This window comes from Paenibacillus sp. DMB5, from assembly GCF_001517085.1.
Taxonomy (GTDB): domain Bacteria; phylum Bacillota; class Bacilli; order Paenibacillales; family Paenibacillaceae; genus Paenibacillus_AQ.
The window spans coordinates 11,962-25,560 of sequence record NZ_LRAC01000092.1; the positions used below are offsets into that span (position 1 = coordinate 11,962).

Annotated in this window: 17 protein-coding genes, 1 pseudogene and 1 riboswitch; of the genes and pseudogenes, 14 read left to right on the top strand and 4 right to left on the bottom strand. The window is 53.4% G+C overall.

Features of this window, described 5'->3' with window-relative positions; translation table 11 throughout:
- Positions 1-13: 13 nt before the first annotated feature.
- The 7 genes from AWJ19_RS09225 (at position 14) to AWJ19_RS09255 (ending at position 5,932) form a co-directional block, all read left to right on the top strand.
- Complete coding sequence (locus AWJ19_RS09225; RefSeq protein WP_068723129.1) at positions 14-943, top strand: ABC transporter ATP-binding protein; 930 nt, start codon at positions 14-16, stop codon at positions 941-943.
- A 3-nt stretch (positions 944-946) separates the two neighbouring features.
- Positions 947-1,849, top strand: a complete 903-nt coding sequence (locus tag AWJ19_RS09230) for an ATP-binding cassette domain-containing protein (RefSeq protein WP_068723131.1) — start codon at positions 947-949, stop codon at positions 1,847-1,849.
- Entirely contained in the window at positions 1,842-3,155 is a 1,314-nt protein-coding gene (locus AWJ19_RS09235; RefSeq protein ID WP_068723133.1) for an ABC transporter permease, read from the top strand. The genes AWJ19_RS09230 and AWJ19_RS09235 overlap by 8 nt, the downstream gene beginning before the upstream one ends.
- 36 nt (positions 3,156-3,191) lie before the next feature.
- On the top strand, positions 3,192-3,386 hold the full coding sequence (locus AWJ19_RS09240; protein ID WP_068723135.1) for a hypothetical protein: 195 nt from the start codon (positions 3,192-3,194) through the stop codon (positions 3,384-3,386).
- Positions 3,387-3,502: 116 nt separating this feature from the next.
- A complete protein-coding gene (locus AWJ19_RS09245; RefSeq protein WP_068723137.1) occupies positions 3,503-4,738 on the top strand; it encodes a TraB/GumN family protein in 1,236 nt (411 codons plus the stop codon).
- Between the two features lie 132 nt (positions 4,739-4,870).
- Positions 4,871-5,107, top strand: coding sequence for a hypothetical protein (locus tag AWJ19_RS09250; RefSeq protein ID WP_068723138.1), 237 nt, complete (start codon positions 4,871-4,873; stop codon positions 5,105-5,107).
- Between the two features lie 113 nt (positions 5,108-5,220).
- Positions 5,221-5,419, top strand: a riboswitch (cyclic di-AMP (ydaO/yuaA leader).
- A gap of 105 nt (positions 5,420-5,524) precedes the next feature.
- Positions 5,525-5,932: a hypothetical protein gene (locus AWJ19_RS09255; protein WP_068723140.1), complete on the top strand. Its 408-nt coding sequence runs from the start codon at positions 5,525-5,527 to the stop codon at positions 5,930-5,932.
- A gap of 89 nt (positions 5,933-6,021) precedes the next feature.
- Here AWJ19_RS09255 and AWJ19_RS09260 read toward each other — a convergent pair whose 3' ends face one another.
- Together AWJ19_RS09260 and ytxJ are read right to left on the bottom strand one after the other, a co-directional pair.
- Positions 6,022-6,261 carry a glutaredoxin family protein gene (locus tag AWJ19_RS09260; RefSeq protein ID WP_068723142.1) on the bottom strand — a complete coding sequence of 80 codons (240 nt, stop codon included), beginning with the start codon at positions 6,259-6,261 and terminating at the stop codon, positions 6,022-6,024.
- Entirely contained in the window at positions 6,258-6,584 is a 327-nt protein-coding gene (ytxJ, locus tag AWJ19_RS09265) for a bacillithiol system redox-active protein YtxJ (RefSeq protein ID WP_068723144.1), read from the bottom strand. Before ytxJ ends, AWJ19_RS09260 begins: the two co-directional genes overlap by 4 nt.
- Positions 6,585-6,804: 220 nt before the next feature.
- On the opposite strand from ytxJ, the gene AWJ19_RS09270 reads away from it, so the two are divergent.
- A complete protein-coding gene (locus tag AWJ19_RS09270; protein WP_068723146.1) occupies positions 6,805-7,446 on the top strand; it encodes a ThuA domain-containing protein in 642 nt (213 codons plus the stop codon).
- Positions 7,447-7,550: 104 nt separating this feature from the next.
- Here AWJ19_RS09270 and AWJ19_RS09275 read toward each other — a convergent pair whose 3' ends face one another.
- Positions 7,551-8,462, bottom strand: a complete 912-nt coding sequence (locus tag AWJ19_RS09275; protein ID WP_068723148.1) for a CHAD domain-containing protein — start codon at positions 8,460-8,462, stop codon at positions 7,551-7,553.
- Positions 8,463-8,661: 199 nt separating this feature from the next.
- On the opposite strand from AWJ19_RS09275, the gene AWJ19_RS09280 reads away from it, so the two are divergent.
- A complete protein-coding gene (locus tag AWJ19_RS09280) occupies positions 8,662-9,276 on the top strand; it encodes a hypothetical protein (RefSeq protein ID WP_068723150.1) in 615 nt (204 codons plus the stop codon).
- Positions 9,258-9,578, top strand: a complete 321-nt coding sequence (locus tag AWJ19_RS09285) for a hypothetical protein (protein WP_128083549.1) — start codon at positions 9,258-9,260, stop codon at positions 9,576-9,578. Before AWJ19_RS09280 ends, AWJ19_RS09285 begins: the two co-directional genes overlap by 19 nt.
- Before the next feature lie 228 nt (positions 9,579-9,806).
- Here AWJ19_RS09285 and AWJ19_RS09290 read toward each other — a convergent pair.
- Positions 9,807-10,585, bottom strand: a pseudogene (locus tag AWJ19_RS09290) (carbon-nitrogen family hydrolase).
- Between the two features lie 188 nt (positions 10,586-10,773).
- Between AWJ19_RS09290 and AWJ19_RS09295 the strand changes: the two are divergent.
- The 4 genes from AWJ19_RS09295 to AWJ19_RS09310 all read left to right on the top strand — a co-directional run bounded on the left by AWJ19_RS09295 (position 10,774) and on the right by AWJ19_RS09310 (position 13,572).
- Positions 10,774-11,202 (top strand): MarR family transcriptional regulator, encoded by a 429-nt coding sequence (locus AWJ19_RS09295; protein WP_068723154.1) that lies wholly within the window; start codon positions 10,774-10,776, stop codon positions 11,200-11,202.
- A 41-nt stretch (positions 11,203-11,243) separates the two neighbouring features.
- Positions 11,244-11,882 (top strand): nitroreductase family protein, encoded by a 639-nt coding sequence (locus AWJ19_RS09300; protein ID WP_068723156.1) that lies wholly within the window; start codon positions 11,244-11,246, stop codon positions 11,880-11,882.
- A 31-nt stretch (positions 11,883-11,913) separates the two neighbouring features.
- Entirely contained in the window at positions 11,914-12,210 is a 297-nt protein-coding gene (locus tag AWJ19_RS09305; protein WP_068723158.1) for a putative quinol monooxygenase, read from the top strand.
- Between the two features lie 186 nt (positions 12,211-12,396).
- Complete coding sequence (locus tag AWJ19_RS09310) at positions 12,397-13,572, top strand: pyridoxal phosphate-dependent aminotransferase (protein ID WP_128083551.1); 1,176 nt, start codon at positions 12,397-12,399, stop codon at positions 13,570-13,572.
- Positions 13,573-13,599 lie beyond the last annotated feature (27 nt).

Here is a 13,599-nt window from a genome sequence, read left to right on the forward strand (position 1 = left end):
GTGGGGGCGTTTCATGGTACAGCAGGCCATAGAACTGCGGAATGTAAGCAAGAAGCGGCATAAGCGGACGGTCGGGCCGCTTAATCTCAGCCTTCCGCAAGGCTATATTACCGCGCTGGTCGGACAGAATGGCTCCGGCAAAAGCACACTGCTGCATATGCTGCTGCAGCTGAGCTTTCCTGAGAAGGGGGAAATCCGCTGGTTCGAACAGCCGCATGCCGGAGGGCTGCCGCTTGCGCTCCGTCAGGGAATGGCTTATGTGCCGGAGACTTCTCAGCCGGAAGAGAATTACTGGACAGCAGAGGAGGCGGCGGACTTCCGCCGGCAGTGGTATCCTTCATGGGACCAGAAGTACTTTGAAGAGCTGGTCCGGAAATTTGAAATTCCGCAGGATGCCCGGCTGGGTAAAATGTCCAAGGGGGAACGGCGCAAATTCGAAATCGCTGCAGCGCTGGCCGCACGGCCCCGCCTGCTGCTGCTGGATGAGCCATCTTCCGGTCTTGATCCGTTTGCCTGGAAGATCATGATTGAAACGCTGCGCAAGTTTATGGATGATACAGACGCAACTGTGCTGATCTGTACTCATATTGTTGAAGAAGTGCGCCGGCTCGCCGATTATATTGTGCTTATGCATCAGGGACAGCTGCTCGGCATGGCAGAGAAAGACAGCCTGTTCGGCTTATGGAATGAGGTATGGGTGAATGCGGCGGATGAAGCGGAGCTGCAGGAGCTGGCGGCAGAACTGCCGGAAGCATTACATTTCGGCTGGGAGCAGCCCGGGCTCGCTTCATTTATAATCCGGGAATTTTCCAGAAATGAGAAACGTATCATGGACATGGGCGTAAAGGTAATCAAGAGCCGGGCACTCGAGCTGGATGAAATTCTTAGCCTATGGACACAAGGACACAGTCCGAACCTGATAGACCAGAAGAGAGGGGATTAACCAATGGAAGCTTTAAAGCTGGAGCGGGTAGTGAAGCAGTACGGCGATAAAACAGCGGTTAACGGTATTAATCTGAAGGTGGAGCAAGGCGAGATTTACGGGCTGCTCGGTGCGAACGGAGCCGGCAAAACAACAACAATGCGTATGGTGCTTGGCCTGATCTATCCCGATGAAGGGAAGATTCTCTACAACGGCAAGGAGTTCAGCAACGAGCTGCAGCATCTGATGGGCTATCTGCCCGAGGAACGCGGGTTGTATCCGAAGGTGAAGGTCAGCGATCAGATTATCTATCTTGCCCGGCTGCGCGGCATGGCTGCCGGTGATGCGGAGAAGAGCCTGCGTTACTGGCTGGACCGTTTCGAGGTTCCGGAGTACTACAACAAAAAGATTGAAGAGCTGTCCAAGGGTAATCAGCAGAAAATGGGCTTCATTGCCGCCGTTGTCCACAAGCCGAAGATTCTCGTGCTTGATGAAGCATTCAGCGGACTGGATCCGGTCAATGTGGAGCTGCTGAAAGATACAGTCAAAGAGCTGCGCGACCAGGGAACAAGCATCCTGTTCTCCACCCACCGGATGGAGCATGTGGAGGAGCTGTGCCGGCACATCACGATTCTCGACCGTTCCAATACAGTGGTTCAGGGCGATATCCGCGAGATCAAGAAGGGTTATCCGCGGGAGGAAGTCATTCTGCGGACGGCCGGAGAAGTTGCAGGGCTTGAGGGAATTGCCGGTGTTACTGCAGTCCAGCGGCAGGAGCGGGGTTATGCAATATCAATCAGTGAAATCGGAGCAGCACAGCGCATTCTGCAGCAGGCCGTTCTTGCCGGCGAAGTTGAGCATTTCGAGATAAAAGAACCGACGCTAAACCAAATCTTTATCAGAGCGGTGGGTGAATCGAATGAATAAGATGGGAACGATTATCGGATTTACATTTAAGAACAAGGTGAAGACCAAAGCCTTTCTTGTAACAACGCTGATTCTTGTTATTCTGCTCAGCATCGGGATGAACATTCCTTATTTCATTAAAGTGTTCAAGGGTGAGGATAAGGCTGATGGCGGAAACCGCAGCCAAATCGCGGTAATAGCAGAAACGGGTAATCCTGCGGCTGAGCTGCTCCTGTCCTCTTCTGCACCTCCAGTACCAGCTGATCAGGAGGAAGACGCCTTTGCTGTAACGTTCGTGTCTTATACTTCTGCTGATGATGCGGCACTGAAGGAAGGCCTGGATAAAGGCGACATCGAAGGTTACCTGACCTTCGGGGAGGCAAGCGGTGAAGGCCTGCCGCCGGTAACCTATCACAATGAAGACGGCGAGCTTGACGGAGAACTGCAGACCTATCTGCAGAGCGCCCTGCAGGCGGTAAATACACAGCTGATTGTCGGTGACAAGCTGACGGACAGCCAGGTTGCCGCTATGTATGCCCCGGTAACGATCGATACGCAGGAGCTTAGCGCCAGCGGAGCCCAAGGCGGGGAAGAGGCTGAACAGACGGCCGCAACGATCAACTATGTAGTGGTGTATGTGCTTCTGATTCTGTTCTTCATGTCGATTATGATGACAGGCAATATGATTTCGGCGGAAGTAACCTCGGAGAAAAGCTCGCGTATCATGGAGATTCTCATTACGAGTGCTTCCCCGCTGACGCAGATGTTCGGCAAGGTGATTGGTATCTTCCTGGTCGGACTGATGCAGATTGCAATTATTGCGCTCAGTGTGACCGCCAATCTGATGCTGCCGCATAACTCCGGTATCTTGGCTGATTTTGAACTGGATCTGAGCCAGCTGAACATCGGGCTATTGGTTTACGGACTTATCCTGTATATCCTGGGCTACTTCCTGTATGCCCTGATCTACGCGGCGGTCGGATCGATTGTCAGCCGTACTGAGGACCTCGGCCAGGCGGTAACGCCGATTATGATGATCGGCTTCGTGAACTTCTACGTTCCTTTATTCAGTATCTGGGCTCCTAATACAACCCTGGTCAAGGTAGCCAGCTTTATCCCGTTCACCTCACCGCTCAGCATGCTGTTGCGCATTGGAGTCGGCCAGGTCGCTTTCTGGGAGATCATCGTTTCACTGGTTATCCTGCTGGCAACTACCTTTGCATTCGGCTGGCTGGCGGCGAAGATTTACCGCACAGGCGTCCTGATGTACGGCAAACGCCCGAGCATTAAGGAAATCAGAAAAGCTATGAAGGCTTACAAAATCTAATAATACAAAAATTTAAAATAAGAGGAGCAACCCAATATGATGAGTAAAAAAAATCAGAACCTTCTTTTTCTTGCAGTATGTGCTTTGAACATGATTATGTTTGGTCTTGTAATCGATACAGGCGGTTCTCCGGTGCGTGACTTCATCCAGGGACTGACAGTAGGCCTAAGCGGTGCAGCAGTCTTGGTTATGCTGTGGGGTCTGGCAAAAGAACGCAGAAGCAGAGCGTAACGGTCATCCTCTACTTGTCATAAAAACTTTATAGTGAAGTGTCTCAAACCTCCTGATTGTGCTTAATTATATTGTGTTCATTAGTTGACTATATGAAGCTGAAGGAGACAACGTTGATGAAGAATTGGAAGCAAATGCTATTCTCTCTTACTCTTTCCGCAGGACTGCTTACCGGGGCAGCAGCTCCGGCTCTGGCTGCTCCGCAGCAGCCAGCGGTAAAGGTGGATAACCAGACCGTAGAATACAAGACAGGATCACCGGTCAACAAACAGGGTACAATGCTTGTTCCGCTTAGGGCTACGCTCGAGGCGATGGATGCGAAGCTGCAGAATGCGGCTGGAGACACCATCTATGCAATCATTGACGGCAAAGCCGTAACATTAAAAAGCAAGCTGACGGTAATCAACGGTGTAACGTATGCACCGGTCCGGATCCTCGGTGATGCTGCAGGTTACGAGGTCAGCTGGGATGCGCAGACCCGTACTGTTATTCTGCAGACTAAGACTGCGTCTGGAGGCAGCCAGACAGCAGTAAATACTGCAGGCGGCCGCGGCTTCATGTGGGAAGTCGAAAGCAACGGCAATACCGTGTATCTGGTCGGCTCCATGCATATTGCCGATGACAGCTTCTATCCGCTGAGCCCGGAGTTTGAAGAGGCTTTTGCCGAAGCCGATTATCTTGGTGTAGAAATCGACATCAGCAAAGCAGCCGATGAAGCACAGCAGAAGCTGGTTCTGGAAATGGGAATGTACCAGGATGGCACTACACTGAAGGATCATATCTCCGGTGAGACGTATGCCAAGCTGGGCGTGGTGCTGAAGCAGGCAGGGCTTCAGGCAAATGCGCTGGATAAATTCAAGCCTTGGGTAGCGGAAACGACCCTCAGCAGCCTGAAATCAGCGACGGCCGGCTACGAGGCTTCCTCCGGCATCGACTTGTATTTTATACAGAAGGCCATTGAGCGCAAGCTTCCGATTGTAGAGCTGGAATCCTACGAATCCCAGCTGGGCATGTTCAACAATTTCTCAAAAGAGCTGCAGGAGGCTAATCTGTTAGCCGCGATAGAAAACTACGATGAGATTGATGAGAGCATTGATGTGATGGCCGAAATCTGGAAATCAGGTGATGATGAGCTGCTGCTTCAGCTGACCAACAGCTTTGCAGGGGATGCAGAATACTACAAGGCAATGCTGGTTGACCGCAATATCGGTATGGCCGACAAGATTGACGGATATCTCAAAAACGGCAAAAACGAGGAATATTTCATCGTGGTCGGCGCGGCCCATTATCTGGGTGAGCATGGCATTGTGAAGCTGCTGCAGGATAAGGGATATACAGTAGTCCGGAAATAGATGCAAGAATAGAAACGGGTGTCGTCCTAGACAGGACGGAGACCCGTTTTTATTTGGTGTAAATGGCTTAATCTGCCGGGGACTGGTGATCCGGCCGGCAATAGTGTACCTTTGTACTAAGGAGTGGTAATCTTGAACATTAATCTGAAAACACCTGTACTGGTCGCCGTTTCCGTCCTGCTGATTATAGCCAGCAGCCTGCTGCAGCCGGAAGGGAGCACACTGCTGGGAGCGCTGCAGACACTACTGCTGGGCCTGGGCATCCTTGGCTGTCTGATGGCTTTTCTGCGGTTTGCCAAGAGCAGTAAAAATAGCAGCGGCAAAGGAAAGGAATCGAAGCAATTTAAAGAACTGAAGAGAAAAAGATGAAAGAAAGCGTTATTCAGGAGGTTTCTTCCCTTCCCGGAGGTTATTCCGCCCGGTTTGGCGATTTACAAGCAGATGCTCTTAAAGGTATGATACATCTGTTTAACCCCAATTAAATAGAATATCCGCTTAATTTCCGTCTACGGAAAGCGGGGGAACCAACAACCGGAGTCAGGGTGCAAGCAGGCCGGCCGGTTATGGGGTGAATCCTGGCAGCTGCGTGAAGTGCGAAATCTCAATGCAGCGGACAGGTAGGGCGACTCTCAACGCCCGAATCCGGCAGCTAACCTCGTAAGCGTATTGCAGAGAGGATCAGCGCATTGTGACCGTTAACTGGACCACAAAGGGAATCCTTTGTGGTTTTTTGCTGTGCTTGTATAGATTCATTCAGATAGAGATGAGGGGAAAGGGGAGACGGAAATGGACGTTCAGGAGGAATACGTACTCATTTGTGCGCCGACAAAGGCCGGAGAGCAATTTATCAAGCTGCTAAAAATGAAGGGCTGCAGATTTGCCGGGCTTGCCAATAATCCGGCTGAGAAGCAGCGGCTGGCGGAGCTGGGGGTTGAGAAGATTTTTGAGGTGGATACCCGGCATCTGAATACCTGGCTTAGACCTCCGTTTCCGGTAGGCCGGATCTATCTGTTCGAGAGCAGTGTCGCTTTATGCTGCCGTTATGTGCAGATGTGCCGCACGTGGACGAGCGGGCCGATTTCCGTAATTACAACTTCCATGAGACCAAGGTTAGTCTATAAAGGGCTGGGGGCGGACAATGTCATCTACAGCCACAGCGGGCAGGTCGGCCATCTGGCTGCAGAATGTGAATAAAGATACACCGGCAGGCAGAATAAAAAGAGGTATTCCCCGGGCTTCGGACCAGGGAATACCTCTTTATTTATACTGCGGCCAATATGCTGTTATCTGGCGGCGGCAATCAGTTCCTGAAGCTCAGGCAGGTTGAAGCCTTTGACAGCACGGTCGCCGGATACCGTTACAGGGATACCCATAAAGCCGAGCTTCTCCACTTCCTCCTGGTAAACTGCGCTGGCCATAACATCACGCACCTCAAAGGGAATGCCCTGATTGGTGAGCAGCTGCTTGACCTGATTGCAGTCACTGCAGCCTGCAGTGGAATAGACAATTACCGGCTGGCTCATTTCTCAACGGCCTCCTTGATGGCACTGCGGGTGATTTTCCAGTGGGAGGTGTTCCAGCTCACTTCGCTGCCGTCCAGCAGGAAAATCTGCGGGGATTCATGCTTGATGCCGAACTCTTCGGCAATCTGATTGGAGACCGGACGGTCCTCAATGACATGGACAATCGCTGCCGGTGTATCCGAGCTTTGGACATAAGCCTGGAACTCCTCATGCGCTTTGGCGCTGATCGGGCAGGTTGTGCTGTGCTTGAAAAGCAGTTTTTTGCCGGGTTGCCCGAAATATTGGTGCAATTCATCAGAAGTATGCAGCTGTTGAATAGACATCGAATATCGCCCTCCTGGGATACAAGATTAGTATGCGGTACTGCCGGTTAAGAATAGCTGTTAACCTGTAACTATGATTGTAGCATAGTTCAAAATTAAAGCAAAAAGGCTTTTCCCTGCAAGTACCCGGAACGTTGTAAAAACCCGGAGGCCATGCTAAGGTGAGTGAGAGCGGCTTAACGGCCTAAACAGTCCTGAAATGAAAGAGGTGTGATTTCTGATGCCAGAATTGAAAGCCCTTGCACTGGGCAGCTACAGCGAAGTGAAATATCATCCATTTGCCGGAGTGGACCAGGCGTTTCAAGAGATTTTGTCGCCTGCATTTACGGTTGAGCCTTCCGAGGATTTCGGACTGCTGAACCCGCGGACACTGGCTGACTATCCGCTGGTTGTGTCTTACGCTGAGTTTTCTGATCACAAAATTGCTCCGGCCCATAGCGGCGCATTGTTGTCATATGTCGCCGGAGGCGGCGGCCTGCTGGTGGTTCATAACGGTATTTCCATGCAGCGCAATCAGGAGCTGGGAGTGATGCTGGGCGGGCACTTTACCCATCACCCTGCCTATACAGCGCTTGGGATTAATGTACCTGCGGCTGTACGGGAGCATCCGATTGTCCAGGGGATCGAAGATTTTGTGATTGAGGACGAGCCGTATTATTTTGACATGCAGCCGTATTTCGAGACAACTGTTCTGGCAGAGTATCTGCACGGAGGAGCAATGCGGCAGGCGGCCTGGTGCCACGAATTCGGGCTTGGCCGGGTGGTCTACCTGATGCCGGGGCATCATCTGCCGTCCTTTTCCAGCGAACCGTTCCGCAGACTGATCAGCAGAAGCGCCTTATGGGCAGCCAGGCAGCTGTAATACGGCTGTTGTGGCCTATAGCAGCAGGGCTGCCGGGTAAAGAAAAAAGCGGGAAGAGGCATGTGAATCATGCGCTTCCCGCTTCTTTTATAATGGACGGATTATTAAGCTTCACCGGAATCAGCCCGGGGCTTCCCGGCAACCGGCACAACCTCGTTATGATATAGCGCTTCCAGCACTTCGTTCTTCAGGCTGTCGGTGAAGGCGCTCCAGGTTTTTTTGCCTACGCCCAGCTCGTCGCGCCCAATGGACTGCAGCGTATCCAGCCAAACCCGTTTATCGTTAATAATGCCAAGCTGCTCCTGGATGTTCTTGTAGTATTCCTCATGGGTATGAAATTTCTGATTGAGTGCAAAAGAGGCGGCATTAGCGGTGTAGCGCAGCTCCTTGGCGGCAATTCTCAGGTCATGCAGGGCTTCAAAGGCTTCGTCCGATACGGCATCCGGTCCCTTGAACAATGCTTTGCAGGTTTTTTTCTTCTGATCGAAGGCGACCTCAAGCTCGCGCATAACGACATTGGCATCCTTCTTCAAGACCAGAGACTCCAGCGGTCCAGCCAGAAAATCGTTCCACAAGCCGTCCAGCTCCTTCCCGGCCAGCTGCGGAAGCTCGGCTTCCAGCTTCTTGCGGTACTTTTTACGCTGATCCTTCTGGTGTTTGATGACCGCCTTCAGCAGTCCGGCAGTTTTGTCATCGCCGTCCTTCTTGGCCACCTTGCGCCGTTCCTTGAACGATTCGATCAGCACGTCGGCATCCCGGACCTTGCCGAGCCGCTTCTGGGCTTTTTTGAAGCTGAAATAGAGCTGTCCGGCGGCGGAATGGTCCGGGTCAAGGATGGACAGCAGGGTCAGCAGCTTACGGCTGTTTACTCTCGCCTGGTGAATATCCTCCTCGCCGAAGTCCTTGAGCGCATCCTTGCTGTAATCGCGGAAATTCACATACAGCTTGATCATCGCCTGTTCCCACTGACGGGTTTTATTCGTCTGCTTGTCCTTTGCCAGTTGGTCTACGGTCATGCGGCATCACTCCTATACGTTGTGTATTGCTGTTGCATGAGCTATGGCACAGCCTCGTTCTAATGCTGGGACCTTCTTCCTTGATATAAGGATAACGGTTGCCGGAGCGGAATTCAAATGACTTTACAGCTCTTTTATGGGCGCAGACGGGGCGATAGGGTACAATAGAGCAAACTTAACAGGAAAAGGGGAATTATCAGTGGGTTCATATAAAGAAGCAGGAGGACTTGGCAAACTGTTCGAAGGGCAGAAGCAGAGCACAACCAGTGAGCTTCCTCCCGAAATGGTATTGTTCGAGCATCCGGCGGAGGAACTGACAGCTGCTGAAGCCGGCGATATGCTGGTTCCGTTCGCGTTCGAAGAGGCGCTGTGCCGCGATGTCGGAGCCGGACTGGTCCCGCCGTGCCTCCATATCTGGAGCCATCCCGGCGGGGTGGTGCTCGGACTTCGGGACAGCAAGCTGCCCCATGCGGAGGCAGCGATGGCCGGGCTGGAGCAGGCCGGCTTCCGCACGGCTGTCCGCCATTCCGGCGGGGCGGCCGTGCCGCTCGACACAGGCATTGTGAATGTGTCGCTCATTCTGCCGAAAGCTCCGGGCAAGCTGGACTTTCACGATGATTTCCGGCTGCTGGCTTCGCTCATTGCCGAAGCCGCAGCTGCCAGCCATCCGCAGGCGGCTGCACAGATCAGGGCAGGCGAAATCGCCGGCTCGTATTGCCCCGGCGATTTCGACCTGGCCATCGGCGCCGCAAATTCTGCGGCATCGCCCAGCGCAGGCAGAGCGGCGCGTACTTCGTGCACGCGTTCGTGGTGATCTCCGGCTCCGGGCGGGAGCGCGGAGAGCTGATCCGCGGATTCTATGAGACTGCGTCCGGATGGGACGAGTCACTTGACTATCCGCGGGTCCGGCCGGAGACGATCGCCGCGCTGGGCGAGCTGGGCGGTCCGGCTGCGGCGGCCGTGTACGCCGCAGGCATCCGGCAGGCCGTAGGGCGCCGGGGTGTACAGCTGACTCCGGCCGGCAGGCTGCGGCAGGAGACCGGCTATGATCTCCAGTACAGCGATCCGCGTGTACTGGAGACGGCAGCGACGCTGCGGCAGCGCTATGCCCGCTGAGAATGCGGGCTTGCGGCTATGCCTGCTGAGGATATGTGCTTGCCTGTACCGGCCGCTTGCTGTCTGCAGGCGGCCGTCTGGACGCTGGAGGAGACTTTCCTTCTTTGCACAAGAAGCCCCTCGGGCGTCCGCGAATAATTTTGCAGAGCCTAGCCCATCCAATTGAGCTAAGTGGAAAAATGTCACCTAATTCACTGGTGAAAACTGCTACCCAGAAACTAGCAGGCTCTAGTAGTACAGCTCCGGCCGCCGGTCGGCGAAGACCGGGATCTGCTTCCGCACCTCACGGACTTTGTGCAGATCGATTTCGCCCGTTACAATCTCATCTCCCTCTCCGGCTTCACATATCACATCACCCCAGGGATCAATGATCATGGAATGGCCGGCGAACTGGTTCGCCGGATCGGCGCCAGCGCGGTTGCAGGCGATGACATAGCACTGGTTCTCGATGGCCCTGCTGATCAGCAGGCGCGCCAGTGGGCAAGCCGCGGTTTCGGCCATTCAGCGCTGACGAACAGGAGCTCAGCTCCCTCAGCGGTGTGGGCACGGACCCACTCCGGAAACCGGATATCATAGCAGATCAGCCCGGCACACCGGGCATTGTCCAATGTGAACAGCCCTTTGGCTTCACCGGCCTGAAGATACAGATGCTCATCCATCAGCCGGAACAGATGCAGCTTGCTGTATTCACCGGCCAGACCGCCACTTCGGTCAAAGACGTACATACTGTTAGTAATTCCGGCAGGACGGCTGCTGGCTACTGAACCCGCGACAATATGAACACCGAGCTCCTTCGCTAGGCCAGACATTAAGGCCTTCGTTTCCTGGCCGTCAGGATCAGCGATGCGCTCCAGCCGGGTCAGATCATAGCCGGTCGTCCAGAGCTCCGGCAGGATCAGACAATCGAGCCCTGCGGCGGCAGCTTCCCGGATGCGCTGTTCTGCAGCCGCATAATTTGCAGCGGGATTGCCGAATGCTATATCAAGCTGGATTAGGGATATTTTCATGCGTCAGCCTCCTCAGACAGAACGTGAGTGTATAGTTCGAAATTATAGTTGGATCTGCTGATAAAGCAACCTGCAGTTTGGAGGATCAAGGAAATTAAAGAATAATATTTGACGGGTCAATTAAATAGGTGTAAACTAATTTTCGTCAACAAGATTTTGCGCAATCTAATGTTTGGAGGAGGATGCGATTGACGGGATATCAGTCTGAGGATGATCAGATTCTTGAGCTGCTGCAGGCACTGAACAAGGGCGTCAGCCCGAAGTTTGAGCGGTGCGCAGGCATCAGTCCCACGCGGCTCCGTCTGCTTCACCAGCTATTCCAAGTAGAAGAGATCAGCCAGATATCGCTGCAGCGGGAGATTGATATTGACCCTGCCGCCATTACCCGGCACCTGAAGGGGCTGGAGGAGAGCGGAATGATCAGCCGCCGCAACAATCCAGCCGACAACAGGGTCACTCTGGTCTCGCTGACACCGCAGGGGCGGGAGCGGGTGCATTGCTACAAGGAAGAGAAGAAGCGTTTTATCAGCAGTCTGCTGGCCGGCTTTGATGAAGCCGAGCGGAAGACGCTTGAAGACATGCTTATCCGGCTGCAGCATAACATCAATGGAATGTAGCCTTACACCATACACTAACCAACCAAAGGAGCGTAATTTTCATGACTACAACAACAAGAACCAATGATTTCAACTCCATCATTACCGGCCGCCGTTCGGTGCGCCAGTACGATCCCAGCGTGAAGATCAGCAAAGAGGAAATGACCGAGATTCTTACCGAAGCTACGCTGGCTCCATCTTCTGTTAACATGCAGCCTTGGCGGTTCCTTGTTATCGAAAGTCCTGAGGCCAAATCCAAGCTGGCTACAATCGCCAAGTTCAACCAGGTGCAGGTGGAAACCTCCGCTGCCATGATCGCTGTGTTCGGAGATTTGAACAACTTTGACTATGCCGAAGAAATTTACGGTACTGCCGTAGAACGCGGACTTATGCCGCAGGAAGTCAAGGAAGGCCAATTATCCCGTCTGGCTGTACATTTTGCCAATCTTCCCGCAGATATTAACCGGGAGACTGTAATGATTGACGCGGGTCTCGTCTCGATGCAGCTGATGCTGGCTGCCCGTGCCCACGGTTACGATACCAATGCCATCGGCGGCTTCGAGAAAGACCAGATCGCTGAACTGTTCGGAATGGACAAACAACGCTATATTCCGGTTATGCTAATTTCCATCGGTAAAGCTGCAGCCGAAGGCTACCAGTCTGTACGCCTGCCAATCGACAAAATTGCCGAGTGGAAATAATAATATATACTCATATTCAGGAGGATGAACAATGATTATTATTCATGCTACACTTCAAGTTAATCCTGAGCGCGAAGCGCAGTTTCTGGCTGAAGCCGATGCACTGATTGCCGCTACACACCAGGAGGAAGGCAATGTTTCTTATGAGCTCTACAGACACACCTCCCGCAGTAACGTATTCATTATGGTTGAAGAATGGCGTGATGCCGAGGCTGTAGCCGGACATAACGCAAGCCCGCACTTTACCGGCTTTGCCGCCAAGGCAGGGGAATTCCTGACTGCACCGCTTGATGTCAAGGTATATCAGGGCGAGCCGGTGGGCAAGTAACACTAGCTGGCATCATCTGAATAGCTGATAGAGAAGGTCATCCTGCAAGGGATGGCCTTTTTTGGCATTCCTGTCTCTGAAATTATGCACTCTTAAATATAGCAGTTGCCCCGCTACCACCGAACCGCTAGAATAAATGCAATATGTAACAGGATAAAAGGAACAGCGGAGAGGATGAGCCGGGCAGTGACTACCTTTGAACCGTCACATTTGCTGAATGCTTTGCCTAAGCAGTTTTTTGCTGCACTGGTTGCCAGGGCTGCACAGGCGGCAGCAGAAGGGCATGATGTTATCAATCTGGGGCAGGGCAATCCCGATATGCCGACACCGGCACATATTGTTGAAGCATTGCAGGGAGCGGCGCTTAATCCGTCCAACCATAGATATCCGCCGTTCCGCGGGCATGACTATCTGAAGGAAGCGGCAGCTGCATTTTACAAAAGAGAGTACGGGGTGGAACTGGACCCGCAGCGTGAAATCGCCATTCTGCCCGGAGGCAAGACCGGTCTGGTTGAGGTGGTGCAATGCCTGCTGAATCCCGGCGATACCGCGCTTGTCCCGGACCCGGGATACCCGGACTACTGGTCGGGGATCGAGCTGGCCCGGGCGGTTATGGAGCTTATGCCGCTCACAGCGGCGCGCGGATTCCTGCCGGACTATGGCAATATGAGCCAGGAAGCCGCAGCCAGAGCGAAGCTGATGTTCCTCAATTATCCGAACAATCCTACCGGAGCTGTGGCTGACGAAGCATTCTTTGCGGAGACCGTCAGCTTTGCAGCAGCGAATAATATATGTGTGGTACATGATTTTGCATATGCGGGTATCGGTTACGAGGGTCTGAAGCCGGTAAGCTATCTGCAGACACCGGGAGCCAAGGATACCGGCATCGAAATTTACACGCTGTCGAAGACTTATAATATGGCCGGCTGGCGCGTGGCGTTTGCCGCAGGCAATGCCAGCGTAATTGAGAGTCTGAACCTGCTGCAGGATCATATGTATGTCAGCCTGTTCGGGGCGGTCCAGGAGGCAGCGGCAGCAGCCCTGCTCGGCCCGCAGGATGGTGTACGGGAGAATGTGGCGCGTTACGAAGCCAGGCGGGACATCCTGATCGGCGGGCTCCGGGAAGCCGGGTGGCAGGTGGAGGCCCCGCGCGGCTCCTTTTTCGCCTGGCTTCCTGTTCCGCCCGGTTACACCTCGCAGAGCTTCGCTGATTTGCTGCTGGACAAGGCGCATGTGGTCGTGGCTCCGGGGATCGGTTTTGGCGCTTACGGAGAAGGCTATGTTCGGATCGGCCTTGTCAGTGATGAGGCACGGCTGGCAGAGGCTGTGCAGCGGATTGCAAAGCTGAAGCTTTTTGATTAATATACCGAAACTAAAGAGATGGCGGGA